Raw genomic sequence first — 25037 nt, forward strand, 5'->3', positions numbered from 1 at the left:
GCTATTTGGGTTCGCGGAGCCGCTCCCCGTATGCTTCCTGATAGTAAGTGCGGAACTCGCCGCTCTTGATCCGCTGCCACCACGCCACGTTTTCGCGATACCAGTCAATGGTGGCGCGCAGGCCTTCCTCAAACGGCACGGTCGGCGACCATCCGAGCCGGCGGAGACGGCTGCAGTCCACGGCGTAGCGGCGGTCATGGCCGGGACGATCCTGGACGTAGCGAATCAGCGAAGACGGCTTCCCCAGATGCGCCAAGATCTGCTCGGCGATCCAGATATTCTCGCGCTCGTTGCCTCCGCCGACGTTGTAGATCGTCCCGGGCTCGCCACGCATCAACACGAATTCGATGGCCGCGCAGTGATCGGTCACCGAGAGCCAATCCCGTCGGTATTTGCCGTCCCCGTACAACGGCAACGGCTGATCCTCGATGGCATTGGTGACGAACAGCGGAATGAATTTTTCGGGATACTGATTCGGCCCGTAGGTATTGCTGCCGCGCGTGATCACCACCGGGAACCGGTACGTGGTCCAATAGCTCTTCACGAGCAGATCGCCGCCGGACTTGCTGGCCGAATAGGGACTGCGGGGATCGAGGCGGTCGTCCTCTGTTGAGTGTCCCGTTTCCACGCTCCCGTAGACTTCATCGGTGCTCACTTGAAGAAATCGCTGGACCTTCGCGCGTCGTGCCTCTTCGAGCAACGTCGCGGTCCCGACGACGTCGGTCTTCGCGAAGCCGCTCGGCTCGAGGATCGAACGGTCCACGTGGGTTTCAGCCGCGCAATTGATCACGGCTTCCGGTTTGTGTTCGGCAAAGACCTTGGCGACCGTCGCCGCATCGCAAATGTCTCCGTGCACGAAGCAGTAGTGCGAATCCTTCTCGACATCGCGCAGATTCTCCAAGTTCCCGGAATACCGCAACGCATCGAGATTGACCACCCGGTGGCCGTTCTTCAAGAGCCGCCGCACGAGATGTGAACCAATAAATCCGGCACCGCCGGTGACGAGGATGATCATAAGGGTTCGAGGTTCGACGTTCGAAGTTCCAGGTTAAGAGAATTTGTTGAGCCGCTGAGGTGACGGAGATAATCAATGAACACAAAGACCAAACGCTTGACCTTGCCGGCCTTCTCATACAATTCGGCAAACTGCTTTTCCTCAAAATAGCCTTGATCATGAGCAACGTAGAGGTGACTTTGAAGTTCAGAGGCCGAGCGAAACGCATAAGACAGGAACTGAACAAATTCAGTATTGGACCGAGTATCAAAGCCTTCTGCAATATTTGCCATCACTGAAACGGCAGCCCGGCGTGTTTGATCTCGAAGACCAAAGTCTCTTGAAAATGCGCCATCGCTACTCAGCATGTACACCATCTTGCAAAGCTCTCGCCTGCAAAGCTCCCGCCACTTGCCAAGCTTGGATATCCTTAGAAGCGGCTGATGTCCATGATCCGAAACTCTTCCTCTCTGCGTCTTTATCAACCTCGAACCCGGGACGTCGAACCTCGAACTATTTCATCCTTCTACTTTATTCGCTCCCGTCTGCGCGACGAGTTGGTTGGCGAGGTAGAGGGATTCTATCGTCCCGGCATCGGTCCACCAGCCGTCGAGCACGTCCCAGGTCAGTTCGCCGGACGCAATGTACGCGTTGTTGACGTCGGTGATTTCCAGTTCACCGCGGCCCGAGGGCTTCAGCGTCTTGATAATGTCGAACACGCGAGCATCGTAGAAATAAATTCCCGTCACGGCGTACGGGGAGCGGGGATTCGGCGGCTTCTCTTCAATGTTGACCACTCGCTTGCCTTCGAGCACCGGCACGCCGAAGCGCTGCGGGTCCTTCACTTCCTTAAGCAGGATTTTGGCGCCCTTCTTCTGGGCGCGAAAGGCTTCGGCGGCCTTGGCGATGTTGCGTTCGATAATGTTGTCACCCAGCACGACACAGATCGGATCGCTGTCGGCGAAGTATTCGGCCAGTCGAAGCGCGTCGGCGATGCCGCCTTCTCCCTCTTGATAGGTGTAATCCAGGTGTCGCAGGCCGAACTCCTTCCCGTTGCCGAGTAGCTTCAGAAAATCGCCCGCGCTGTTGCCGCCCGTCACCAGCATGATCTCCTTGATCCCGGCGTTCACCAGGGTTTGGATCGGGTAATAGATCATCGGCTTGTTGTAGACCGGCAAGAGGTGCTTGTTGGTGACGCGCGTCAGCGGCAGCAGCCGCGTGCCCAATCCACCCGCCAAGACGACGCCCTTCATGATTTCTCCAAATCGTTCAATGTGACGAGGTCATCTTCGAGCCTCGAACTTCTTCAACTCGCGCCTCATCGCCCATGCTCGCCGGAGACGCTCTTCCTCGTCGCGGCCTTGGCGGTCCGCCAATGAGAAAAAAGAGGCGTAGAGTTCCGGATCACGACAGGTCAGTAGTCGCCCCTTCAACGCCTCCCGCTTGAGCGTGACGTTCTCAGTGACGTTCAGAAAGACCATGTCACTCGGTCCGCCTTCAGCGAGTCTTGAAGGAGACCGAGAATCTGCAACCGTTCGTCGAGATAGATCGCCACGTCGATGTCCGAGTCTTCCATTGGAAGGCACCCGCTCCGTCCAGAGCCAAACAGGAGAGAGAATTCGGCACCGGGCACCGACGCCATGATCGCTTCCAGCCGTTGGACGTCAATGACTTTCGACATACGCTCTGACTCGGCGGAGAACGCTTCGACATCTCCGAGCTTGTTGATGAGAATGCCGTATACAATGCCGAGATCGACGTGTTCGTATTGATGGACGAGAAAATTGCGGAATCGCACCATGGGGACATAACGCGCCGCACTGCCGATCACCCGAGCATTTGCAATCGGTCCAAGACGGCCACAGACGTCTCCGCCGGTGTCCCTCCACTTAAAGTGATGAACCGGGCCATTCTTCATCGCAGGATGGTTCGGAAGTAGGCAATGGTCTTCTCGAGCGCGTCTTCGAGGCTGACGCTCGGCTCCCACTTGAGCAAGGCCTTCGCCCGGCGAATGTCCGGCCGTCGCACCTTGGGATCATCCAGCGGCAGCGGCTTGTGCTCGATCTCGCTGGACGAACCGGTGAGCTTGAGGATCAACCGGGCGATCTCGAGTACGGTCAACTCGCGTGGATTCCCGATATTGACGGGATCATGGATGCTCTCCTCCTTCTCCGCCGACTCCCCACCCTTCACGAAAAATCCACTGCGGTCGGTCCGCTGCTCGATCGTCTTGTCCGATTCAATCATCAAGAGGCGAATGATGCCGGCGACCAGATCGTCGACGTAGCAAAAACTGCGCGTCTGCCGGCCATCGCCGAATACCGTCAACGGCTTCCCTTGCAGCGCTTGCACGATGAAGTTCGATACCACACGACCATCGTTCGGCCGCATGCGGGGGCCAAACGTGTTGAAGATCCGGACGATGCGGGTATCCACGCCATGGTAGCGGTAATAGGCCATGGTCATCGCTTCGGCAAACCGCTTGGCCTCATCGTAGACGCCCCGCGGACTGATGGGATTCACATTCCCCCAATAGCTCTCGGGCTGCGGATTGACGAGCGGATCGCCATACACTTCCGACGTGCTGGCCAGCAGGAACCGGGCGTTCTTCGCCTTCGCGAGCCCGAGCGCCTTGTGCGTCCCGAGCGCGCCGACTTTCAGCGTGGCGATCGGGTACTCCAGATAGTCCTGCGGGCTCGCAGGCGATGCGAAATGCAGCACGGCATCCAACGGGCCGTCGATGTGCAGATAATCACAGACGTTGTATTTGATGAAGCTGAAACGTTCATTGCCGAGCAGATGCGCAATATTTTCCGGCCGGCCCGTAATGAAGTTATCGAGGCAAATGACAGCATGACCGTCGCGAATCAGTTGCTCGCAGAGGTGACTGCCGAGAAACCCGGCCCCGCCGGTGATTAGAATGCGCATGCTTACAACTCTGCCTTGAGATATCGACCGATCGACGCGAGATAGTCGTCAAAATCGCCTAGACTGAACTGAGCGATCCGAAACACCTCTCGATCATCGACTCTGGAATAGAGATGAACCAAGAGGTTGCGAAACCGAGCCATCCTGCTCATACGAATCTTCAGGTCGCCGTCTACCGCTCCCAGTTCGCTGAGAACGGCCATACAGTCGGCGTAGTCCTCGGGGCTCCTCCCCCCCCTTCTCGCTGCGAGATGATTACACAGGTCGAGCTTCCGTCGCGACGATCAAGAGGTACTTTACGCATTCGTGGTCTTCGGATCTCTCAGGAAGGTCTCGACATCGCCGGGCATGAGCTCCTTGATAAGCCGGCATGCATTCCGCAAATGTCCGGCTAATTCACGGACACGATCCAGGTTGACCTCACTCACCAATCGCCTCACGTAAGAATCGCCGGGCAAAGGGAGCGAAATCAAAATAGTCATCCCAGGTTCTGGCCCGGAACTCATCCAATAACTCTTCGTCTCGAACAAGCAGCACCGTACCGGTGAGTGCGTGATACCGAAATGCAAGCGGCGCATCGTTGAGGACGCGGACATCAACTGGGAAACGAACGAGTTCCGCGAGGTCTGTGGAAAGATCAATTTCATACTGGCCGCGCCGCAGCCCTTCAAAGGCTGGAATCACGTATACCGCAAGATCGATGTCACGAAATGGTCGATCCGTGAGAAACGACTCGTGCAGCAAGGCAAAATTGACTTCCATATGCGGGGCAAGCGCGTCTCGGATCTTCTCGATGATGCGGGCTTTTTCGGCACTCGCGAGAGATCGAGGCGATCCATGCCAGTCGCGGGATGCTGGGGTATGGTGAGTCATGAGCGGCAAAAGATACGTGAACCAAGGGGATTAGGCAAGTAATTGACAGCATTAGGGCACAGTCCTCACTTTTCGGTAGACCGCCAGCACGCCCCGGGCCGTCCTCTCCCACGAAAATTGGGCCGCGCGACTCAGGCCTCGCTCACGGAGTTCGCCACGGCGTGACGGGTCGGCCAAGAGAGCGGCGAGGTCCGCTGCAAACCCATCGACATCAGATGGCGCTCTCAGCAGCCCGGCCGACCCGACGACTTCCGGCAGTGATGCGGCGTTAGAGCTGATCACCGGGCAGCCGCACGCCATCGCTTCCAGCACCGGCAACCCGAAGCCTTCGTAGCGGGACGGAAAGACAAAGACGGTCGCCTGCTGATAGAGCGCGACCAGTTGCTCATCCGAGACGACCCCAGGAAAGACGACCTGCGCTTCCAAGCCCGCTTCGCGAAGCCGTTGCTTGAGATCCGGCCGCCGTCGGAAATCTCCGGCCAACACGAGATCGTATTGCTCGCGCCGCACCGGTGGAAGCCGTGCGAAGGCATCGATCAGCGTCTCGACATTCTTGGTCGGATCCGGTCCAGCGACGGAAAGGACGTAGGGGCGCGGTACGGACTCATCGCCCTTGGCCGGTCGAAAGCGTTCCAGATCGACACCGGGGTAGACGACCGTGATGCGGTCACGTTCGTATCCCAGCAATCGATGAATGTCGAGAGCCGAGGATTCGGAGTCGGTAATGACATGATCGACAAGCGCCCGCCGATCGGCCATGAAGACGCGTTCGAAAAGCGACGGGGCGTGCCGACCGACATCGAAGAGCAACTGTTTCACATCGTGGATCGTGACGATTAGCTTTCCCCGTTTCCACGCGATACATCCATCGTAGGGCAGATGGACAAGATCATGCGGCCCGGCCAGCCACGGCACGACCTGCTCCCACACACGCCGCTTGAACATCGGCAGCCGGACCGTGCGATACCGAAAGTTCGGCTTGGACGGAAACGGCGGTGGCTCTACGGGCGTGACGATCTCATAGGAGTTTTCACCGTCGAGGTCGGCCAACGCGGTGATGAGGCCACGCGCATAGCGGCCGAGACCAACGTTGAAATCTTTAATGTGCCAGGCGGCGATGAGGATGTTCACGCGGCGTGGGGTATCTAACTCGCGCCTCTGGCGGTAAGAACAACGGGGACTGTTTTTAGAAGAATGATCAAGTCAAGCGACAATGACCAATTATCGATATATTCCAAATCGAAATGCATCCATTGTTCAAATGGGATGTTGTTTCGTCCTCGGATTACCCATAAGCTTGTCAGGCCTGGCTTCATACTGAGCCGGCGCCGCTGCCAGCGCTCATACTTGTCTACTTCGGAGGGGATCGCCGGGCGCGGGCCTACTATTGACATGTCCCCTTTGATCACATTCAGCAATTGAGGAATTTCATCCAGGCTTGTCTTGCGAAGGATACGACCCACTCTTGTAATGCGTGGGTCCTTTCGAATTTTAAAGACGGGGCCGGAGAGTTCGTTCATCTCTACCACATCCCCTTGTCGGGCATCCGCATCGGCAACCATCGAACGGAATTTATACATTGTAAAGCGCCGGCCACTTAACCCACATCGCTCCTGACAATAAAAGATAGGGCCTGAAGAATCGACCTTGATGAGAATGGCGATAATCGTCCAGAAAGGGAGACCGATGACGAGCGCGGGCCAGGCAATCAATAAGTCTACACAGCGCTTTGCGGCAAGGGCAGCCCAGTTTGTCGGTTTCGTCGTGAATGTTAGTAGCGGAATATGAGAAAACTCCTCCAGAGTTGCACGAGCGATCAAGTGCGGGAAAATCCCCACCGCTACGCGCGCATTGATCCCAAGCTCTTCGCAGAGCAGGAATAGATCTTCCATATCGCTGAGCTGTTTTCCGGGGACCACGACAATCACTTCATCTACAACGTGTCGCTTACAAATCCACTCGAGGTCATCCAGGTTCCCGATCACGTCGAACGATCCAACAGAACGAGGATAGTTGGCTGACCGATGCTCGGAGAGCAGGCCGACGAGCCGGAATCCCCACTTCCTGTTTCGTTCTATCAATGCGGCGAAGTTTTGGGCCTTTTCCCCGGTTCCCACGATCAGCACACTGGTTATCGTATAGCCACGTTGGCCCTGAATGCTCCCGCGCAGCGCGAGCCTTCCTCCGATCACAGAGATATACGTTGTAAGCCCGACAATGAGGACCATCGATCTGCTCACGTCCTGAACCTTTACGATGTAGGTTAGGCCGATTAGCAAGAGGATCGCGGCGACCGCAGCCTTTGCAATATCAACAGGCATTCGTCGAAATGTAGAGAGCCGACCAGGGCGATAGGTATTAAACGTGGCGAGCATCGCAATATAGACCGGCAATAGAACAAGGCACATCCAAGCGTACGTCGCAAGGTCGAAGATCGGGAGTGCGAAGTGTTTGGGCAAGGCCGCGGGTAAAGCCAACGCCCGAATCCAGTAGCCAAGGAGAAAGCCTGCAAGCACGGCAAAGCTGTCGATTGCAACAGTTCTCGCGACTAGCTGACGTGCTTGCTGCCTGAGCATGCGTGACCGGCCATCAAGAGAGGATCGGCTCTCGACGATATTTCCAAGCAAATTTGAGAAACGATTTGAGGTGTTCCCATTTTGCACGGTTCCACCAGCCTCGGGCACTAGCCCTTTGGTGCTGATGGACCATGACGGCATTCGCGCAGTACACTACTTTCCATCCCGCTTTCTTCAACCGCCAGCACAGATCGACATCCTCGAAGTAAAGAAAAAACCTTTCATCCATCACGGCACCATCGGGGAAAGCGGCACGTCTCAGCATCATAGCAGCGCCAATGACCCAATCCACCGTCCGAACGCTCTCATGGTCCCAGTCCATCATTAAATGGTGGCGCCACGTCTGTCGATTCTCGAGCCACGGGCCGAGAGGAGCTCGCCGAAGCAGTATAGCTTTAGGAGTATAAAAAGCACGACAGGAGTACTGAAGACTGCCATCAGGGTTTAATAGCTTGGGAGCGCACAACCCAATATGGGCGTCATTCCTGATTGTATCGAGCAAGGCCTCGACAGAGCCTGGTCTGACGTGAATATCTGGGTTGAGAACAAGGACATATTCACTAGTACTCCGACGAAATGCTTGGTTTACGGCTCGAGCAAACCCAATGTTCTCAGCATTTGAGATGAGAACCGCCCACGGGACTTCCTCGTTAAGAATTCTTTGGACGTCTTCGTCGGCGGCATTATCGACGACAATAATTTCGTAGCTTTGCACTCCCGGAGACTTTTTCAGTGATCTCAGGCATCCTCGTAAAAGTTCATTCGCTTTATAACTGATAATCGCGATCGTGGCCTTCACGGTCTTCCGTGGAATCGCTGGAATGTTTTGGCTCGCTTCAGCGGAACAATCTTCCGCCCACCAGAAAGAATCATTACCGATCGAACATCACTCCGACATTTTACTTGAGTCCCCCGGCACAAGCACAGCCACTCGATCTCGCTTAATTCCGAGCAATGCCAATCGCTCTAGCTTCTCGTCGACATCGAGGATAGAAGCGATGAGCACGACCTCTCCGGGATAGGCATTCGCTTCCTCTATGGACAATACTCTCCGCCATTGGAAGTAGCATGCAGACCCGCCATCATGGTAAAAGCGAATGATCCGAATAGGAATGTCAAACGTCGTTAGCCAACAGAGAATCTCGGCAACCTCGTTTGTCCCGTATACGGCAATCCTCCTTGTGCCCTTGTTCGCAAGATCTCTCAAGACCGTTCGACATGCCTTAACGGCCGTGAGATAGTACAGACTGACTTTTAGCCCAAACCGATAGAGCGCTTTGATTTTGTGCCATAAGTGTCCCGGCGATCTTGTTCGTGGCGAACATTTCGTAACCTTTACCATGTACCCACGGCACACGAAGCGAACATAGCCGATGCACAAGACAAAATATCCGGTCATCAGTAGAAACAGTGATCGACGCATCCGGGTTTGAATTCCAGCTTCACGTCGTGCGCTGAAAAGCAATCTCAAACCCGTGCTCGACAAGCGTTTCTCGATCAAACGTGGCAAGTTCGTCAACTGTAGGCGGAGTGAGGAGATCCCGGCCTTCATAGCTAATTTGAAACTTAATGACGCGAATATCGTTTCGGCGCTTGAACTCTTCGAGACCATATTCCCACAAGAACAGCCCATTAACGTGATCGCGACAGAGCATAGAATCGATATAGTCGTCGCTGCTGATCCCCAAGTCCTGTTTGATCAATTTGTCGACTCCACGCTCCCGCACGTAGCGCTTCAATTGCTCCTTATCCATTCGCAAGTGTATCCAAGGGTAGTCGCGAAAGTAGGCGGACATGTGATGCCCATATGGAGAATGATAAAGAGGGCCGGCCTGAACGTAGCAGTAGCCACCGACCTTCGTGACCCGTAACATTTCGAGCAACGCGGAATATGGATCGGGCAAATGTTCAAATGTGGCGATCGAGCAAGTAAGATCGAATATGGCGTCTTTAAATCCCAAGGCAGTGGCATCCATGATCTTATAACGCGCCTGTTCGTCCGTGAAGCGGCAACCGACGCTTCTCATAATATCGATCCCGACCACCTTCTTCGCTCCGGCAATGATTAACATCTCACATAGCAGACCGTCGCTGCACCCTACCTCGAGCACTGTTTGGGCCTTGGGCTGCCCCACCGCTTCAAACATGCTTGCAAGGCATGCTTTGTTGTAGACAGCACGATGAAGATTTTCGCCGCGATACGTTGAGCGCCTGCCGTCGGGGCCTAGCACGTCCATCTGAGATGTCAGAGTGGCGCACGATGCCTCAAGCGCGTTATTCGTCCAACTCACTGGGTCCGTCCATGGCACGATTACGCCACTCCTGAGACAGTCCTTGATCTTTCCTTCCGGGAGACTACTTGCCCATTCACAAAGCCGGTCATGGTCGACTGCGATCACATTAAACCCTACCCATTTACTTTCCTCACCGGGTGATACTAAGACAAATCCGGCGTCCGTGATGTGTTCTGTGGCGTAGGGACGGACATGCGACACAGGCAAATATGCCAGCAGAACCCGTCCACCACGCGGCTTTCTCGTCACCGCACGTTCCGCTATCACCTCGCGGACTTCACTGAGCGTATGCCCAATGATAAACTGGTGATACTGACGGCGTGCGAAACGCTTGTAGTCGAACGGCCCGTCCGATTCGAGAATTGCGAAGTACTTGTACTCAAAACGATAGATTCGATACCCGCCGAATTCGTCCACCAACACAACCGGGCTAGAGCGAACCCAAGTAAGAGAGTTGGCACTTGGCGCAGAACGCCAAGACCCGAGAAGACTTGTCTCGCTCCCATTACGTCGTTGCGCGGTCAGCACGCTTCCAGGGGAGCATAGGTGTTCTCTCTTCAACGCCTCGTACAACGCGGCGCCGGCAAGCTTTAAGCCAAGCGCCAATGTCGGTACATTCCCTTGGCATCCTCTTTTCCATTTCGCCTTATACTCATCGAATCGTTGTGTACCGAGCATAACGAGGCCCGCTCTTTTCGCTACCATCTTTCCCGCGTGGCGGACCGCCGGCCTCCACCTGCCAAACCGGCTTTTCTCGGCCCTCAGTACTATCCATCCATCGCGCCCGACTCTCGCCAATTCTATTAGCCGGTCGCCCCACAGATGGATCTTTGACCTCGTTTCGAGTACTGACCCGGTGGGAGACTGCTCCCCATTGACTTGAGCCTTCACCGTCTCAACGTCGTCTCCAGAATAAAAACGCGTGTAGCGGCGGTGCTCAATCCGGTCTGGATCAAACGCCCCCTCGTTTGCCGGTATGGCATAAAACAAGCACTGAAAAAGTATGATATTAAATCCCTTACACCCAGCCTCGATAAGAATTGGATGGCCCGACAACCCCAGTAGGAATGCCAATCTGCCGCCATCTGCGTCATGGAACTGCGGGCGCTTGTCCCCGACGAACTGCCAGACACGTTCGCGGGCATAATTGTAGAGGGACGGGTAATCGGATAAGGATTTAAAGTATTGAAGGCTCCGGCGAAAGAAAGCTTTGTTATCTCCCTGGCGGTCCTGCAATAGCCGATCGACCTGCTTTCCCACATCCGACAGTTTTTGTAGCTCTGTGAACCGGTGCCATCTGTCACGTTCGACAGTCTGGTATCGCCCTGTTTCAATCCACGTCTCGACATAATGACGCCGCTGCTCTTCGAAAAGTTGATTGGAGACCGCTCCGCCCTGCTGAAGAGTGCCGCCGCCTATATGCGTCACTATCGCGTAGGGCGTGCATACCACTTGAAATCCCGACTCCCAAATTCGAAGACCGTAATCGATGTCCAAAAAGTACTTCGAGTAACATTCATCAAATCTTATGTGGCCGCATTTTGCCATATCAATTAACACGACAGCACTGCAGAGGGTTTGGATAGGAATCGGAGCATCGGGGACGGCAAGGGCATGAGCATGGTGGCCCGAATAATCAGGCCGCATCACAACCCCCGCATACGACAAACGACCGTCGGCATTTTTGTGAAGGGGCGTCACAACGCCGACGCTCGGCGTCATCGCTCGCAACATGCCATCAAGCCAGCCTGGTTCGACATATACGTCATCATCCATCAGCACCAGGTAGTCGGTCTTACATACCGAAATAATCCGGTTCATTTCTCTTGAATGATTGAAATTCCTACCCCTGTTGTTGTCCAAAATAACTAAGTCGTAATTAGTCGTATACCTCTTTACTGCATTAATCGATGCAGATGCATGGCTTGAACGCAGGTCGGCCGACACGATTCCAATTGTCACGCGAGTACTGGAGCTTTGAAGGGGCACAACCGAAGAATACGTGCGTACATACTCCGCGCGACGAAGAGAAACAGAATCAGTAATCGGCTTCAAAACGTTACGGCGCACGGCGGGCACCTGCTGAAGAAGATGGTTGTCGATCTCACCGGCTAATTGAACTGCTAATTCCTTTCGATTCGGCAACAGATTGTCGAATGTCGTTGTATCGATCTGGTGAATGGCAGGATCGGGCCGATAATCAACCTTTCCTGTTGACGTCACCACGCAATTCGTATGTTCGAAGACGACATCCGGCAGATAAATGATCCGATTTTTTCCGAGGACGCTGAGAAGGTTGAACACGTTATAGATATGGTCGTCGATACGATACCTGACGTATTCGGGAGGGCAGATTCCGCCTGCTAGGGCGCAGTACGCTTTTGAAACGAAAGGAAACGTACAGAGCTTGTCTTCAAAAATCCGATCGTTTACATGGACTAAAGCGATCTCATCGCTGAAACTTTTGAACGCTTCGAGAACCTTCGCATCCCATCCTTTCGTCCTTACGACCACATCATCGTTCAACAGCATGACGTACCGTCCGGATGCGCGCTCATAGCCTGCCATGTTGAGCTCACCCATGTTCTTTCCCGGCGGTACCACCACTCGGGCTGCAGGAAGCGTGGCGTGCTTGAAGGCCATTGACACCGGGTCATCTGCATCGACCACGAGAACAATGTCGAGACGGGAAATGTCATCCGTCGTTGCCAGAAGGCTATCAAACAGACTCTGAAGCTTGTCCGTTCGGTGGCGCGTCGGCACGATCAGCGAAAAACATTTTCCACAGCTTTCGTATCGTTCAATCTTTTTCATTCGGATCTCCCCGTTCGAACACCGGGCGCGTGATTCAAATTCTTGCTGCTTTCGCCTTCTTCACCACCTCTTCAAGTGTTTCTCCTCTGAAGATCAGAGGGCACAAATCTCTCTCGCCTAGGCGTTCAAGGAGAAGATCCGTCGGCCCCAAGGACTTCGCAACAGCAAGATAAGCCTCGCCCATCCGCACAAAATTGAATCCCCATCCTTCTCCCGACGGCTCTGGTGTAGGCCGGCTTGCGGTACGCTCGACCTGTTGCGCTTTCGCCCGAACTTCATCAAGCGTCGTCGCTTCCAATACAATGGGCCATAACTCTCGCTCGCCGAGCCGCTCACTTAACACGTCGACTTTCCCAATCTCCTTGGAAATGGCCAGGAAACGCCCTTCGATCTCCAGCAAATTGAATAGGGTCGTCTCGCCGTGCTCCGCTATCGTTTCACCGTCTATGCTCGACAAGATATGGGGCGGGATCTCCAGCCTTCCTGGATCCTGCAATTCAATTTGACGCCAATGGCTGCCACTGCGCGTCACGGCCCAAAATCCTTCCCAAAGCGACACAGTGGGAAACTCACGCGCGACAGCCTCAGTGACTCCAGGATGATAGTGCCGTTGGGCTTTTGCACTGTAGGCATAATCGCAGCCGGCACGGAGCAATTGCTCGTGCTCGCGCTCGTCAATTTCGTGCTTGTAAACCTCCAAGTCATCGCCGCAAATCACACCATCAGGCACAAGACGTTTGGCATGTTGAATATCAGAGAGAACGTCAGGAAATCGATGAGAACCATCGATATAGACGACGTCGTAAGCGCTCGACAGGCTGGGAAGAATGGCTCGCGAATCACCAATTCGATAGTCGATCATGGCTTCTATGCCTTCTGCACGTATGTTGTGCAAAAACAGCCTAAAAATATCGCCTGTTTGTGCCGCCTCATCCATCTCGGCGTAATGATGGCCTGAGTCAGTTTGTAGATCAAAATACGGACGCCAGTGATCCACGCACAAGACTCGCCCCGGACGGTCTAGCTTCCGTAATGCCTTTGCCCATGATACCGCCGACGCTCCTGCCCAAGAGCCTACTTCTAAAATAGACATAGGCCCTGGTTTGCTTTCCGCAATTATCTTAACGATGGGGAAGAAGTACTTGTGCCGAATCGGCATCCCTTGAAGAGCCCGTAAGGCTAGACCGAAATACGATTTCCCTTGAAGCAGAGCGTGAGCAAGTCGCCGGTAAGACACTTGTTTTTGCATCGGGCAGCCATCTTTGGCTGCTCGTTCTCTTTCCTCGTGACCTATTAGAGTAAACGCTTCGGATGCGCCTGAGGCTCACACGAGAGCACTTCAAACTTTGGCGCCAGGTCGATAAGGCCATCCGACACAATCTCATTGACAGCGGTGACAGTGAACTGGGCGATTGACCTTCGAACATCTAAAATCTCTCCGCCCTTAGTGCCGTTGTTTTCCGCTACGCCGAGGTCGATGAAATAATCACCGGGATTCAGGCGTTGTTGTAACGTGAATTTGAACAAATGTATTTCCCCGGCGGACACGGATAACACCTTTTCTCGCATCATGAATGTATTCGTGCCCGATATTTCTACGCCTTCGACTGTCTTTATTGAGAATCCAATAATGGGATGGACGATGGATTTTTCAAAGAGCACTTTGATGAAGAAGGCGGTGGTAGATCCAAAGAAAATGTTGGCGACATCAATAGCCGAAGCCGAAGCAATGATGTAATCGATGATTTGAGCGCCAAATACCTGAAGCCGAACCTCCTCTCTGTTGTATCCGGCGCGGAATGCGCATTGATCTCGCGAATCCGACAAATCTATTATCGGTCTTGGGTTGCCGTCCGGCCGGGTCCTCTGCTCTTGATCAAGGAGCGGCTTTGAACATTTTTCTGTCGTGGCGAAAAGCAAGTCAAAGTACCGATCAACGGCGGGCACCGGGTGTCCGTCAAAGACCAATTCACCAGCCTCCAGCAGAAGCGCTCTCTCACAAAGACTCGTGACTAACGTTGTACTGTGCGTAACCAAGAGAATCGTCTTGCCGGCCTTTTTAAAATCCATCAACTTCTGGAAGCACTTGTTTTGGAACTTGAGATCGCCTACTGAGAGTGCTTCATCTATTATTAATATGTCGGGTTCGATGTGGATGGCTGCAGAAAAGGCGACACGCACAAACATTCCCGATGAATAGATCTTCACCGGCTGATAGAAAAACTCCCCGATATCTGCAAATGCCCTGATTTCAGGCATGCGCTCACGCATCTCTACGTCTGAGAGCCCATGAATGGCGCCGTACAGCATAACGTTGTCTTCTCCGCTGAATTCGGGATTAAAGCCAGTGCCCAGTTCAAGCAATGCAGAGATGCGACCGTTTACCGCTACGGTACCAGCAGTCGGCCGAAGGACTCCAGCGATGACTTGCAGCAGGGTCGATTTCCCTGACCCGTTTCGGCCGAGAATACCAACGGTCTGACCGACCGGGACGTCAAAAGAAATCTCGCGAAGCGCGACGAAGTCACTGTGGTAGCATTTTCCGAACGGGTGAAGCGCTTCCTTCAGACGTGCAATTGGCGAGTTGAATAGGGCGTAAACTTTATTGACGCTTTGGAGTTTGACAGCGGAACTATTCACCACGTGGCACACCAATTCAGACCACTTCCGCAAACTCCGGTTTCAATCGCTGAAAAACATATGCCCCCACGATAAAGACTGCAGACGCCATGAGCCAAAACCGCCCCATGCCTTGCAGATTCTGCCAGAACGGAACGCCATAAATGAGCGACTCTCGATAGCCTTGCACGATATAGTGCATCGGATTGTAAGTCAGGAGCCAGCGAATGTTTTGAGGAATCATATCCTCGGCCCATACAATGGGTGTCACCCAAAACCAGAGATTCAGAACCACCCCGATGCCCTGCCCCACATCGCGGTGAAAGACCTGAACGGCGGCTAGGCCCCAAGACAGTCCTATCAACATAATTGCCATCGCTGCATAGTAATAGACGAGTTGAAAAGTGGTCATCGGAATAACGATGCCGTTCATCCAGACGACGAGTACGACCATAAGGACAACGATGATATGCGTGAATGTCGCAACAGCTAATGACACTAGCGGCAGAACTTCAACTGGAAACACGGTTTTCTTCACTAAATAGCTATGCCTGACGATCGAATGCGTGCTGCTGATTAGCAATTCCGTAGCAAGGAGCCAAGGTGTATAACCAGCCAGAAAATATACGATGAAAGGGATACCAGAAAAATTATTTGCCTTAAACCCTACAGCAAAGACAAACCAAAATACTAACACGGTTGCAAGAGGCTGGCCCACCATCCACAACGGTCCACCAATGCTTCCGATATAACGAGCGGCGATTTCGCGTTGCGCCATTAAATAAATGGCATTTCGAAATCGATATACGCACTTTGCAAGTCCTGTGGCTACACGGACCATTGCCTCATCTCTCGTTGAAGCAATCTCACTTCCACTGAACAACGACTCACCTGTCGGGAAGCTGGCGGTCAACGATTAAACTTTTCGCCGTGGTTTGTCAGACCTCAGGCAAGTGCCGTGTAGAGACCATAGACGCACTCGAGAACTTTCTCGGCAAACCATGCATGGACATTTCAGAAATGTGCCGTCTAGTAGCTTCACCGAACTTTCGGCGAATCATTTCTAGGTAGAGCGGATTGTTGAAATAAATCCGGAACGCCTCATCTCTGAATTGCAAAACCTGAGCAGGTGACAACGTCTGCGTGGGCAATGGCAACGTATCATACGAGTGCTGTGAATAGCCGCTCCACGTTTCCGGCAGCGGCCATCCCTTCTCAATTGCAATACGGTAGAGCGGTGAGCCGGGGTACGCCATCGCGGAATAGAAATTGGCAAATTCACAGTTGAGCTCGATTGCAAGATCGAGCGTCTGCTGCATAGATTCGAGCGTATCGTCGGGCAAGCCAAAAATATAGTTGCCGATGACGTTGATATCCGCCGCTTGAATGGCCCGCACTGTTTTCACAATGTCGCCTTGCCCGTACATCTTCAAGGCGCCGTCCCGAACGTGCTCACTGGCCGATTCGATGCCGAGCGCCAGCCAGGTGACGCCCGCCTTCCGCAGCTTCTCGAGCATGCCCTCCTTGACGGTATCCACCCTGGCGTACGCCCAAATGTTGAGATCGTACCCCCGCTCGATGATGAGGTCGCAGAGGGCGCCGACATGGCGCTTGTTGAGCACGAACATTTCATCGGCAATTTTAATGTTGCGAACGCCGTACCGCGTGACAAGGGTGTCGATCTCGGCAATGACGGTCTGCGGGCTCCAAAAGCGGTAACTGTTCACCGTCTCCTTGTAGCCCACCGCCTTTTCACCGCTCTTGAACGGCGCTTGGATGCAACAGAACGAGCAGTGATAGGGGCACCCCAGGGTCGTGTAGAGCGACGCGTACGGTTGGCGTTGCAGATGTCCGAAACAATGCCAATTGTGGGCTCGGTATCGATCCATGGGAAGGAGGTCCCATGCTATACCGGGCATCAACCCGTCCAAGTCTTCCAACAGCGGGGCCGATGCGGTGCAACGGATTCCCTCTTCACTTCGATACCAGAGGCCCCTCACCTTGCTCAGGTCTTTGCCGCCGGCCTGCAAGACTGCCAACAGATCGCAGACTGTCCACGGCCCTTCGCCTTCGCACACGAAGTCCGCCGCCTCCTCGGTCAGGGTCCGCTCCGGCAGCGCGGACACGTGTCCCCCGATCAACAGCAGCTTCGTCTCCGGGGTCTGCTCCTTGATCCGGGTAGAAACGGCGCTCGCGCCGACCATGTTCTGCGTCGAGGCGGACGGCTGATGGCCATACACGACCACGGCGCACAAGAGCGGATTCAACTCCTCGACCCGACGCGCGACGTCATCGGGCCCGAGTCCTTCCGCTTCCGCATCCAAAATCGCCACACGATATCTCTGTGTGCGAACGAACGTCGCGATCAACCCGGCCCAGACGGGCGGTTCGACGGCAGCGAGGTCTTCGCCGAGTCGTTGGTAAATCTGGGCGCGAGCGCTCGGATTGACGAGGAGAAGATCCAAATGGTGCCTCATTCATTAACCTTGGGTTGTCCAACAACAGCAGACGCGGCGTAGAGACTGGCGAACGAAGCCAATCGCTCCGGTGTACCGATATCATACACGGGCGCCTCCACCGCATAGGCGCCCAAACAGTGCCGAATCAACTGCGGCAAGATCTCCCGCTCGAGAGAGCACGCACGGTCCGGAATGTGCTGCAGGACGGTCTTGGCGAAGACGTACACGCCTGCATTCAAGTAGCCTTCAGTCGTACAGTCCGGCTTCTCATCGAACGCCAGCACGCGTCCGTCTCTTCCGAGACGGACGATGCCGCCGTCGCTGCGGCCTTCCGGCTTGCTGACGCCGATTGTGCCGATTCGATCGTGTGCGGCATGACTGGCCACCATCGCAGGAAGATCACACGGACAGAAGGTATCGCCATTGAGCAGCAGAAAGCATTCACTTCGAATCAGAGCAGCGGCGTGCTTCAACGCGCCTCCGGTTCCTAACGGACTCGCTTCGGCGGAGAATTCGATCCGCAGATCGCGGCGCTTTCCAAAGTGGTCCGTAATCATGTGGGACCGATACCCCGTGCAGAACACGACGCGGCGGTATCCGTGATGGACGACATGATCCACGACGAGGTCCAGAAACGGCCGCCCTCCGACCGGAACCATCGCCTTTGGGAGATCACCGGCCACAGGCCGAAGTCGTGTGCCAAGCCCGCCGCAGAGAATGACGACATCGATCGAGTCCCGCTTCATGCTTCAGGTTCAACAAAAGCCGACGCCTACAGGCCGGTGTGCTGACGTAAATGATCATTCTCCTGCAGGCAAAAATCCTCTGGATAGTCCCGCTCGATCAGAGCGCCGGGTTGATACAGCAGGATGTGACTGCCCATGGTTTCGAACTCAAACGGCACCCGAAGGAACTTCCGCAGTTCCCACTTGAGATGCGGATGGTCCTCCGGGCGCGCAAACAGCAGCATGAAGCCGCCTCCGCCCGCCCCGAGCAACTTGCCGCCGATCGCACCATGGCGACGTGCCGCTTGATACATGTCATCGATCATCGGCGTCGAAATTTTCGACGTCAGACGTCGTTTGAGTTCCCAACTTTCGTGGAGGAGTTTGCCGAACTCCACCAGGTTCGATGAGCCCGTCAGCAGCGACACACCTTCCCCGACCATCTGATACATCCCGGTGAGTTCGGCCCGGCGGTCCCTCGTCCGCTCGATCTGCTCCTTGGCGATCTGAGAAGCGGTGCGCGAGAAGCCGGTGAAATACAGCAGCAAGTGTGCGCGCAAATCGACCAGCCGCTGCTGATTCACGATCATGGGCGTGACTCGAATATCGTCGTTTTGGAGAAAGTCAATGCGGCAGAGGCCGCCATGCGCGGCCATGACCTGGTCCTGACAGCCGACATTCTCGTGAAGAACTTCCTGCTCGACCTTGACGGCGTCGCGCGCAAGCTGCATCTTTGTCGGCATGACTTGCTTCAGCGCGCTCATCGCATGGAGCAATCCCACCGTGAACGACGAGCTCGATCCCAGGCCTGTGCGGGCCGGCAAATCTCCGTCGTGATGGATTTCGACGCCCTCGTCGATTTTCAGGAACTTCAGCACCCCGTACACAGCCGGATGGCTGATCTCTTCGTTCGATCTCACAGTTTCGATCTTGGAGTACGCAATGCGCGTCTTGTGCTCGAAAAACGGTGGCAGATAGCGGCACGTGATATAGCAGTACTTGTCGATCGTCGTCGCGAGCACCGCACCGCCGTGCTCGCGGTACCACACCGGGTAGTCCGTTCCCCCGCCGAAGAAGGAGATGCGAAAAGGCGTCCGGCTAATGATCATAGTGAAAGCTCCTAACGAAGGATGCCGGCCAATCGGTTGAGGGCGTCATGAATCGGCGCGCGGGCAGGCGGCACAATCTCCGACGGCAATTCCTCAGCATGGAAAAACCGGACCGCAAAGCTCTCATGGCTAGGCCGAAGACTGCCGGCGGTCGCCACGGCGTGCAGGACGACATCGACAAGCTGCACGACATCCCCATTGTCGGGATAGGTGACAATCCGGCCATCCGGCTCGGAATAGACGCCGATGAGGTGGGTCACCCGGATGGTCAGGCCCGTCTCCTCGTGTACCTCCCGCGTGGCGGCGTCGATGATCGATTCACCGGGTTCGATACGACCGCCCGGCAATCCCCACAAGCCACAGTCCCGGCGCTGCTCCAGCAGAATCCGACCCTCCGCATCGCGGACGATCACGCCGACACCCGCTCGCACGGAGACGTCCCGGCCGGCGACGTCGCTCCCGTACATCTCCGACAGCGCGCTCTGGTTCCCCATCGCCTCCAAATCACACATTGGCATACAGGTTCTTGCGGACGATCGTGTAGGCCTTCATCAATTCCCGAATACCCCGCTCCAAGGACCATTCCGGCTGATAGCCGGTCGCCAAGATTCTCGCATTCGACACGATATAGTCGCGCTTGTCGGGGTCCTCGCCGATCGGCGCCTCGAAGAACACGAACTGCGGGATGATCTTTTGGATGAACTGACACAACTCGACTTTTGACAGATTGGCGTCGTCCAAGCCCACGTTATAAGGCCGGTCCTTCATCGATTCAAAGTGGTCGATCCCATGCACGAACGCACGCACCACGTCACGCACGTGGATGTAGTTGCGCTTGAAATGCCCTTCAAAGATCACGACCGCCCGATCGTGGACCGCGCGGTAGACGAAGTCGTTCACCAATAGATCCATGCGCATGCGCGGAGACACCCCGAACACGGTCGCGAGCCGAAAAGAAATGGCATTCCCCCGATCCAACACGGCTCGTTCCGCTTCGACCTTCGTCTCACCGTACAAGGAAATCGGCCGCAGCGGCGAGTCTTCCGTACAGTGGATTCCTTTCTCCCCAATCCCGTACCCACTGTTGGTCACCGGAAACAAGATTCGTTGCTGTCCGGAAGACAGCCGACACAAGAGCCGTACCGCCTCGCTATTGGTCGTACGCGCGCCGACCTGGTCGCGATTGCACAAGGGCGCCCCGACGAGCGCGGCGAGCGGAATGATGATATCGGCATCGCGCAGCAACGGCTTCATGGTCGATTCATCGCGACAGTCGCCGCGCACGACGTCGAACTGCTCCATCGGACAGCAATCAAGCAGGCTGTTTTGGCCGTACATGAAGTTGTCCAAGACCGTGACACGGAACCCGCGATCCAGCAGCGTCTTGCTCAAGACCGATCCGATATAGCCTGCTCCACCCGTGATCAACACGTTCAGCGGTTGCTTCGCCACGACCACTCCTTCGTCTAAAGACCGTCTATCGTCTCACGCGCGCTGCACCGAATAGCCCGCCCGCGCCTCCGGGGTGTGGCTCAGAAACCATTCCACGGTCTTCCGCACGCCGACCTCCATCGGCGTGAACGGAAAGCATCGCACAATGGGATCGTCTTTCGTGCTCGTCAAGCGCTTGACCGGCACTCCCTCGGGTTTTGTCGTATCGTAGACCACCGGCCCTTGAAAACCCATCACGCGCGCGACCAACTCCGTCAATTGCCGGATGGTCACCCCTCCGTCAGATGCAATGATCGTCGTCTCCGGCCCGCGCTTCTCGCGCAACATGCGGAGCAGCACCGCCGCCACATCGTCGACAAACACGAATTGTCGGACGGCTCTTCCACTGCCCCAGACGGTGAGCGGTCGACCCTCTTGTTGCGCGAGATAGCACTTATGAATGAGCGTGCCGATGACATGCCCACCGTCGAGGTCGAAATCATCGTGCGGACCATACATCGTCACCGGTGCAATCGTGGAGAAACGGCACCCGTACTGCCGCGCGAGCAGCCGCGTGTGGATATCGAGCATCCGCTTCGCGCAACTGTACCCCAAGTTCCCTTCGAACGGCATGCCGACATGAAGATCCTCCTCGGTGGAGGGACGATCGGCGTACAACTGAAACGCACAACTGGAAAGCACGGAGATCAGCCTCGACACACCGCATTCCTGTGCGACGCGCAGCACGTTCGTGTTGATGGAGATATTGTCGGCGAACAGTTCCGCATTGTGCTCGGCATTCGCCTTCACCCCACCCACCCGTGCCGCGAGGTGAAGAACGACGCGCGGCTTCACCCGGTCGAATACGCGTCTCACCTGCTCGATATCCCGAAGGTCCGCATCCCGGGTATCGACCGCCACGGCGTCCGGACACAGCCGACGCACGGCGGAGCCGAGCAGACCGCGGCCGCCGGTCATGAGCAGCGTGTCGCTCACCGGGCCTCGAGCACGACGTTTGAGATGAACTCGATATCCGGCTGCGTCAGCGACGGGTTGTTCGGCAAGAAAAATCCGCAATGGTGGATACGGTCGGCAACTGGAAAACTCGATTTCCCGTATCGGTCGTACCAGAAGGGATGGAGGCCGAGATTGCCGGCCGAGAATATCCGCGTTTCGATTCCGTTCGCCACCAGGGCTTTCACGATCGACCGCCGCTGCTCGGTTGACGCGGCGACCGCGCCAAACGAGATGCTGGACACCTGTGAGGAAGCGTCGCACCGCTGGATCGTAAACTTCTCGCCAAGGTGGCGTTTGTACAGGCCATGGTTCTCGACGCGACGCGCGGTCATCCAGTCGAGCTTTTCGATTTGGCCAACGCCGATGAACGCATTTAGGTCGGTCGATCTTAGGTTGAAGCCCGGCTCATAGAACACGAACGGCGAATGGAAATCGTCGATGCCGTACTTAATGACCATCGCTTGATGCGTGGCAGGGTCCAGATCCTTGCTCCAACCGTGGCTCCGCAGCATCCGGAGCAGATCGTTGAACGTCTTGTCGTCGGTGGAGACCATTCCGCCTTCGATCGTGGACATTTGGTGGCCGAAGTAGAAGGAAAAGCTCGCCATGTCGCCGAATGTGCCGACCTTGTATCCCCGATACGTGGCGCCGATCGCGGCGCACGCGTCCTCGAGCAGGATGAAACCATACTTCTCCTTCAGCGCTTGCATCTCCTGCATCTTATGGGGGACGCCGAGGACCTGCACCAGCACCACAGTGGCGGGTCGATGGGTTTTCAGCAATTCCTCGAGATGGTTGAGATCGAGACCAAACGTATCGGGATCCGCCTCGCACATGATCGGCTCGAACCCGAATTGAATGGCCGGCGCAATTGTCGTGACCCAGCCGACGCTCGGCACGATCACCTTCTTGTTTTTCAGTCGCCCGGATAACAGGAGCGCATAGTACATCAAAAGATTCGCCGACGATCCCGAGTTGCAATTCACCGAGTAGGGGCGGCCCAACCACTCGCTCCACCGCTGTTCGAATTCGACGGTGACCTTGTCTTTCGTGAGGCGGGGGTAGGTCTTGAGCCAGCCGATCAGCCGGTCGATGTCCTGCCGATCGATCGTGTCTTCCGCGAGATGGTAGCGAATCATTTAGAATGGCCCTTTGAAAGTGGTGGTCAAGACAGGCGCCTCCACGTTGGGAAGCGGACGGTCGAGCATCGCAAAGACTTCGGCGGCAATCGTTTTCGCATTTGGATAGAAGGCCTGCTCGAGCGGTTTGCTCACCGGGCAGACGGTACGCTGCATCCCCATCCGCCTGATCGGCTGTTTGAGGGCGAAGAAGGCCTTTTCGCCGGCGAGGGCTGCAATCTCGGCGCTGACTCCGCAGGTGACCCAACTCGTATCCACGATGAGGAGCCGCCCCGTTTTCCGGATGGATTCCATGATCGGCTCTTCGTCAAGCGGCACGAGCGACACCGGATCAAGAATCTCCACCTCGATGCCGTGCGAGGCGAGGAAGTCCGCCGCTTTCAACGCCTCGACCACCATATAAGAGTTGGCGACGATCGTGAGGTCGTGACCCGACCGTCTGATGATCGTTCGCCCCAAAGGCATGCGCGTGCCGATCGCCGGCACCTCGCCGGTGATATCATAGAGCAGCCGGTGCTCGATCATCACCACGGGATTCGGATCGTCGATCGCAGACAATAGCAATCCGTGGGCGTCCGCCGGCGTCGTCGGCATCACGACTTTGATCCCCGGAATGTGCATGAACAGGGATTGCAAACTCTGCGAGTGTTGCGCGCCCTGCCCCCAGCTTCGGCCAATGACGGCCCGCACGACGATGGGAACCGTCATCTGGCCGCCGAACATGTAATGCCATTTGGCGGCGAGGTTCAAGAGTTGGTCCATCGCCAGATAGAGAAAGTCGGTGCGGATATGGATATGCACCGGTTTCATCCCGCCTAGGGCGGCGCCGATCGCGACGCCCGTCATCCCGCCTTCGGCAATCGGCGTATCGAACACTCTGGCCTTGCCGTAGCGGTCCACTAATCCCTTGGTGCTGCCGAACACGGCCTTATGGTCATCGACGCCGATTCCCATTACGAACACGGATGGATCGTGGTCCATCGCATACGTGAGCGCGCTATGCAACGCTTCGACATACTTCTTGATCATCATGCATTCCTTTGACCATAGAGATGGTCGAATAACTGTGCGGCCGTTGGGAACGGGCTCCGCTCGGCGAATTCGACCGCCTCCTCGATTTCCTTCACGATGGTCGTCTGCCAATGATGGAAATCTTCGCTTCCGACGCCGAAGTGCTGCTCAAGCCGCTCTCGCGCGATCCGTACAGGGTCCGCTTCTAAGGCACGGGCCGTCTCCTCGGCATTGCGATACGCCTCGTGATGGTCACGACCGGGGCCCACGTGCTCCTGCCATCGATAGGTGAGGTACTCGAGCAACACCGGAGGGGCCCCAGCGCGGACGGAATCTACTGCCTCCTTCATCGTTCGGTGTACCACGTACACGTCTTGTCCATCGAACCGCCATCCCTCGATCCCCAGCGTCTCGGCGTATCGAAATATTTCCGTCTGCTTGTGCCGGTCACTAATGCGCGAATGAATGGCATAGGCGTTGTTTTCGCAGACGAAGACGATCGGCAGCCCCTTTAAGGCTGCGAAATTGACGCTTTCGAAAAACACGCCCTCGTCCACCGCTCCATCGCCGAAGAAGGCGACGACGACACGCGGCCGTCCTTGCATCTGTGAGGCGAGCGCGTCACCGGTGGCCACGGGAATCGTACTTGCCACAATCGCCGAACACCCCATCAGTCCGACTTCCGGTGCCACGAGATGCATAGAGCCGCCCTTCCCTCTTGCACACCCCGTGTCTTTCGCATACAGTTCGGCAAACATTTTTCGAAGGTCGCCTCCCTTAGCGATATAGATCCCGTGGCCGCGATACGTCCCGTAAATACGGTCTTCGCGGCGGAGCGCTCGGCAGACGCCGACGGAGACTGCCTCCTGGCCCAGCGACAGGTGGACGGGGCTTTGAATCTTGTCGCTCGGGTAAATCTCCGCGATTCGCTCCTCGGCCATCCGGATCTTCAGCACCAGCATGTAGAGGTCGATGCTCGTCTGTGCATCCGGCATCGCGGCGCGTTGTCCATCACTCATCGTCACACACCTCTTCCTGCATCTTGTCG

Annotated in this window: 24 protein-coding genes; all 24 read right to left on the reverse strand. The window is 55.8% G+C overall.

Features of this window, described 5'->3' with window-relative positions:
• Position 1: 1 nt before the first annotated feature.
• A complete protein-coding gene (gene rfbB / locus AC1U7K_RS04845) occupies positions 2–1015 on the reverse strand; it encodes a dTDP-glucose 4,6-dehydratase (RefSeq protein ID WP_480249705.1) in 1014 nt (337 codons plus the stop codon).
• Positions 1012–1479: a four helix bundle protein gene (locus AC1U7K_RS04850; protein WP_480249706.1), complete on the reverse strand. Its 468-nt coding sequence runs from the start codon at positions 1477–1479 to the stop codon at positions 1012–1014. The genes rfbB and AC1U7K_RS04850 overlap by 4 nt, the downstream gene beginning before the upstream one ends.
• 33 nt (positions 1480–1512) lie before the next feature.
• Positions 1513–2247 (reverse strand): sugar phosphate nucleotidyltransferase, encoded by a 735-nt coding sequence (locus AC1U7K_RS04855; RefSeq protein WP_480249708.1) that lies wholly within the window; start codon positions 2245–2247, stop codon positions 1513–1515.
• A gap of 30 nt (positions 2248–2277) precedes the next feature.
• On the reverse strand, positions 2278–2475 hold the full coding sequence (locus tag AC1U7K_RS04860; RefSeq protein ID WP_480249710.1) for a hypothetical protein: 198 nt from the start codon (positions 2473–2475) through the stop codon (positions 2278–2280).
• Positions 2463–2912 carry a HepT-like ribonuclease domain-containing protein gene (locus AC1U7K_RS04865; RefSeq protein ID WP_480249711.1) on the reverse strand — a complete coding sequence of 150 codons (450 nt, stop codon included), beginning with the start codon at positions 2910–2912 and terminating at the stop codon, positions 2463–2465. The genes AC1U7K_RS04860 and AC1U7K_RS04865 overlap by 13 nt, the downstream gene beginning before the upstream one ends.
• Entirely contained in the window at positions 2909–3922 is a 1014-nt protein-coding gene (locus AC1U7K_RS04870) for a UDP-glucuronic acid decarboxylase family protein (protein WP_480249713.1), read from the reverse strand. The genes AC1U7K_RS04865 and AC1U7K_RS04870 overlap by 4 nt, the downstream gene beginning before the upstream one ends.
• A gap of 2 nt (positions 3923–3924) precedes the next feature.
• On the reverse strand, positions 3925–4185 hold the full coding sequence (gene hepT, locus AC1U7K_RS04875) for a type VII toxin-antitoxin system HepT family RNase toxin (RefSeq protein ID WP_480249749.1): 261 nt from the start codon (positions 4183–4185) through the stop codon (positions 3925–3927).
• A gap of 157 nt (positions 4186–4342) precedes the next feature.
• Complete coding sequence (locus AC1U7K_RS04880) at positions 4343–4795, reverse strand: nucleotidyltransferase domain-containing protein (RefSeq protein WP_480249714.1); 453 nt, start codon at positions 4793–4795, stop codon at positions 4343–4345.
• A gap of 51 nt (positions 4796–4846) precedes the next feature.
• On the reverse strand, positions 4847–5926 hold the full coding sequence (locus AC1U7K_RS04885) for a glycosyltransferase family 4 protein (protein WP_480249716.1): 1080 nt from the start codon (positions 5924–5926) through the stop codon (positions 4847–4849).
• A gap of 14 nt (positions 5927–5940) precedes the next feature.
• Positions 5941–7371: a sugar transferase gene (locus AC1U7K_RS04890; protein ID WP_480249718.1), complete on the reverse strand. Its 1431-nt coding sequence runs from the start codon at positions 7369–7371 to the stop codon at positions 5941–5943.
• A gap of 13 nt (positions 7372–7384) precedes the next feature.
• A complete protein-coding gene (locus AC1U7K_RS04895) occupies positions 7385–8170 on the reverse strand; it encodes a glycosyltransferase family 2 protein (protein ID WP_480249719.1) in 786 nt (261 codons plus the stop codon).
• Positions 8171–8813: 643 nt separating this feature from the next.
• Entirely contained in the window at positions 8814–12479 is a 3666-nt protein-coding gene (locus tag AC1U7K_RS04900; RefSeq protein ID WP_480249720.1) for a glycosyltransferase, read from the reverse strand.
• Between the two features lie 34 nt (positions 12480–12513).
• On the reverse strand, positions 12514–13728 hold the full coding sequence (locus AC1U7K_RS04905) for a class I SAM-dependent methyltransferase (RefSeq protein ID WP_480249721.1): 1215 nt from the start codon (positions 13726–13728) through the stop codon (positions 12514–12516).
• A 44-nt stretch (positions 13729–13772) separates the two neighbouring features.
• Positions 13773–15122 carry an ABC transporter ATP-binding protein gene (locus AC1U7K_RS04910; protein ID WP_480249722.1) on the reverse strand — a complete coding sequence of 450 codons (1350 nt, stop codon included), beginning with the start codon at positions 15120–15122 and terminating at the stop codon, positions 13773–13775.
• Positions 15123–15135: 13 nt separating this feature from the next.
• Positions 15136–16011, reverse strand: a complete 876-nt coding sequence (locus AC1U7K_RS04915) for an ABC transporter permease (RefSeq protein WP_480249724.1) — start codon at positions 16009–16011, stop codon at positions 15136–15138.
• A gap of 25 nt (positions 16012–16036) precedes the next feature.
• Entirely contained in the window at positions 16037–17575 is a 1539-nt protein-coding gene (locus AC1U7K_RS04920; protein WP_480249725.1) for a B12-binding domain-containing radical SAM protein, read from the reverse strand.
• A complete protein-coding gene (locus AC1U7K_RS04925; RefSeq protein ID WP_480249726.1) occupies positions 17572–18303 on the reverse strand; it encodes a nucleotidyltransferase family protein in 732 nt (243 codons plus the stop codon). The genes AC1U7K_RS04920 and AC1U7K_RS04925 overlap by 4 nt, the downstream gene beginning before the upstream one ends.
• A gap of 26 nt (positions 18304–18329) precedes the next feature.
• Positions 18330–19391, reverse strand: a complete 1062-nt coding sequence (locus tag AC1U7K_RS04930; RefSeq protein ID WP_480249727.1) for a GHMP family kinase ATP-binding protein — start codon at positions 19389–19391, stop codon at positions 18330–18332.
• A gap of 11 nt (positions 19392–19402) precedes the next feature.
• Entirely contained in the window at positions 19403–19909 is a 507-nt protein-coding gene (locus AC1U7K_RS04935) for an NUDIX domain-containing protein (RefSeq protein ID WP_480249728.1), read from the reverse strand.
• Positions 19896–20828, reverse strand: a complete 933-nt coding sequence (locus AC1U7K_RS04940; protein WP_480249751.1) for an NAD-dependent epimerase/dehydratase family protein — start codon at positions 20826–20828, stop codon at positions 19896–19898. The genes AC1U7K_RS04935 and AC1U7K_RS04940 overlap by 14 nt, the downstream gene beginning before the upstream one ends.
• Positions 20829–20876: 48 nt before the next feature.
• Positions 20877–21818, reverse strand: coding sequence for an NAD-dependent epimerase/dehydratase family protein (locus AC1U7K_RS04945; RefSeq protein ID WP_480249729.1), 942 nt, complete (start codon positions 21816–21818; stop codon positions 20877–20879).
• Positions 21815–22978: a DegT/DnrJ/EryC1/StrS family aminotransferase gene (locus AC1U7K_RS04950; RefSeq protein WP_480249730.1), complete on the reverse strand. Its 1164-nt coding sequence runs from the start codon at positions 22976–22978 to the stop codon at positions 21815–21817. Before AC1U7K_RS04950 ends, AC1U7K_RS04945 begins: the two co-directional genes overlap by 4 nt.
• A complete protein-coding gene (locus AC1U7K_RS04955; protein ID WP_480249731.1) occupies positions 22979–24010 on the reverse strand; it encodes an alpha-ketoacid dehydrogenase subunit beta in 1032 nt (343 codons plus the stop codon). It abuts the gene before it with no gap.
• Entirely contained in the window at positions 24007–25008 is a 1002-nt protein-coding gene (locus tag AC1U7K_RS04960) for a thiamine pyrophosphate-dependent dehydrogenase E1 component subunit alpha (protein WP_480249733.1), read from the reverse strand. The genes AC1U7K_RS04955 and AC1U7K_RS04960 overlap by 4 nt, the downstream gene beginning before the upstream one ends.
• Positions 25009–25037 lie beyond the last annotated feature (29 nt).

Source organism: Nitrospira sp. Vd2 (assembly GCF_979581665.1).

Excerpts from the sequence above, each read along its gene's own strand:
- AC1U7K_RS04870 (WP_480249713.1), bottom strand. The coding sequence starts at position 3,922 with ATGCGCATTCTAATCACCGGCGGGGCCGGGTTTCTCGGCAGTCACCTC.
- AC1U7K_RS04860 (WP_480249710.1), bottom strand. The coding sequence starts at position 2,475 with ATGGTCTTTCTGAACGTCACTGAGAACGTCACGCTCAAGCGGGAGGCG.
- AC1U7K_RS04900 (WP_480249720.1), bottom strand. The coding sequence starts at position 12,479 with ATGAAAAAGATTGAACGATACGAAAGCTGTGGAAAATGTTTTTCGCTG.
- rfbB (WP_480249705.1), bottom strand. The coding sequence starts at position 1,015 with ATGATCATCCTCGTCACCGGCGGTGCCGGATTTATTGGTTCACATCTC.
- AC1U7K_RS04880 (WP_480249714.1), bottom strand. The coding sequence starts at position 4,795 with ATGACTCACCATACCCCAGCATCCCGCGACTGGCATGGATCGCCTCGA.
- AC1U7K_RS04865 (WP_480249711.1), bottom strand. The coding sequence starts at position 2,912 with ATGAAGAATGGCCCGGTTCATCACTTTAAGTGGAGGGACACCGGCGGA.
- AC1U7K_RS04855 (WP_480249708.1), bottom strand. The coding sequence starts at position 2,247 with ATGAAGGGCGTCGTCTTGGCGGGTGGATTGGGCACGCGGCTGCTGCCG.
- AC1U7K_RS04890 (WP_480249718.1), bottom strand. The coding sequence starts at position 7,371 with ATGCTCAGGCAGCAAGCACGTCAGCTAGTCGCGAGAACTGTTGCAATC.
- AC1U7K_RS04935 (WP_480249728.1), bottom strand. The coding sequence starts at position 19,909 with ATGCCAATGTGTGATTTGGAGGCGATGGGGAACCAGAGCGCGCTGTCG.
- AC1U7K_RS04950 (WP_480249730.1), bottom strand. The coding sequence starts at position 22,978 with ATGATTCGCTACCATCTCGCGGAAGACACGATCGATCGGCAGGACATC.
- AC1U7K_RS04960 (WP_480249733.1), bottom strand. The coding sequence starts at position 25,008 with ATGAGTGATGGACAACGCGCCGCGATGCCGGATGCACAGACGAGCATC.
- AC1U7K_RS04920 (WP_480249725.1), bottom strand. The coding sequence starts at position 17,575 with ATGAGGCACCATTTGGATCTTCTCCTCGTCAATCCGAGCGCTCGCGCC.
- AC1U7K_RS04905 (WP_480249721.1), bottom strand. The coding sequence starts at position 13,728 with ATGCAAAAACAAGTGTCTTACCGGCGACTTGCTCACGCTCTGCTTCAA.
- AC1U7K_RS04955 (WP_480249731.1), bottom strand. The coding sequence starts at position 24,010 with ATGATGATCAAGAAGTATGTCGAAGCGTTGCATAGCGCGCTCACGTAT.
- AC1U7K_RS04925 (WP_480249726.1), bottom strand. The coding sequence starts at position 18,303 with ATGAAGCGGGACTCGATCGATGTCGTCATTCTCTGCGGCGGGCTTGGC.
- AC1U7K_RS04930 (WP_480249727.1), bottom strand. The coding sequence starts at position 19,391 with ATGATCATTAGCCGGACGCCTTTTCGCATCTCCTTCTTCGGCGGGGGA.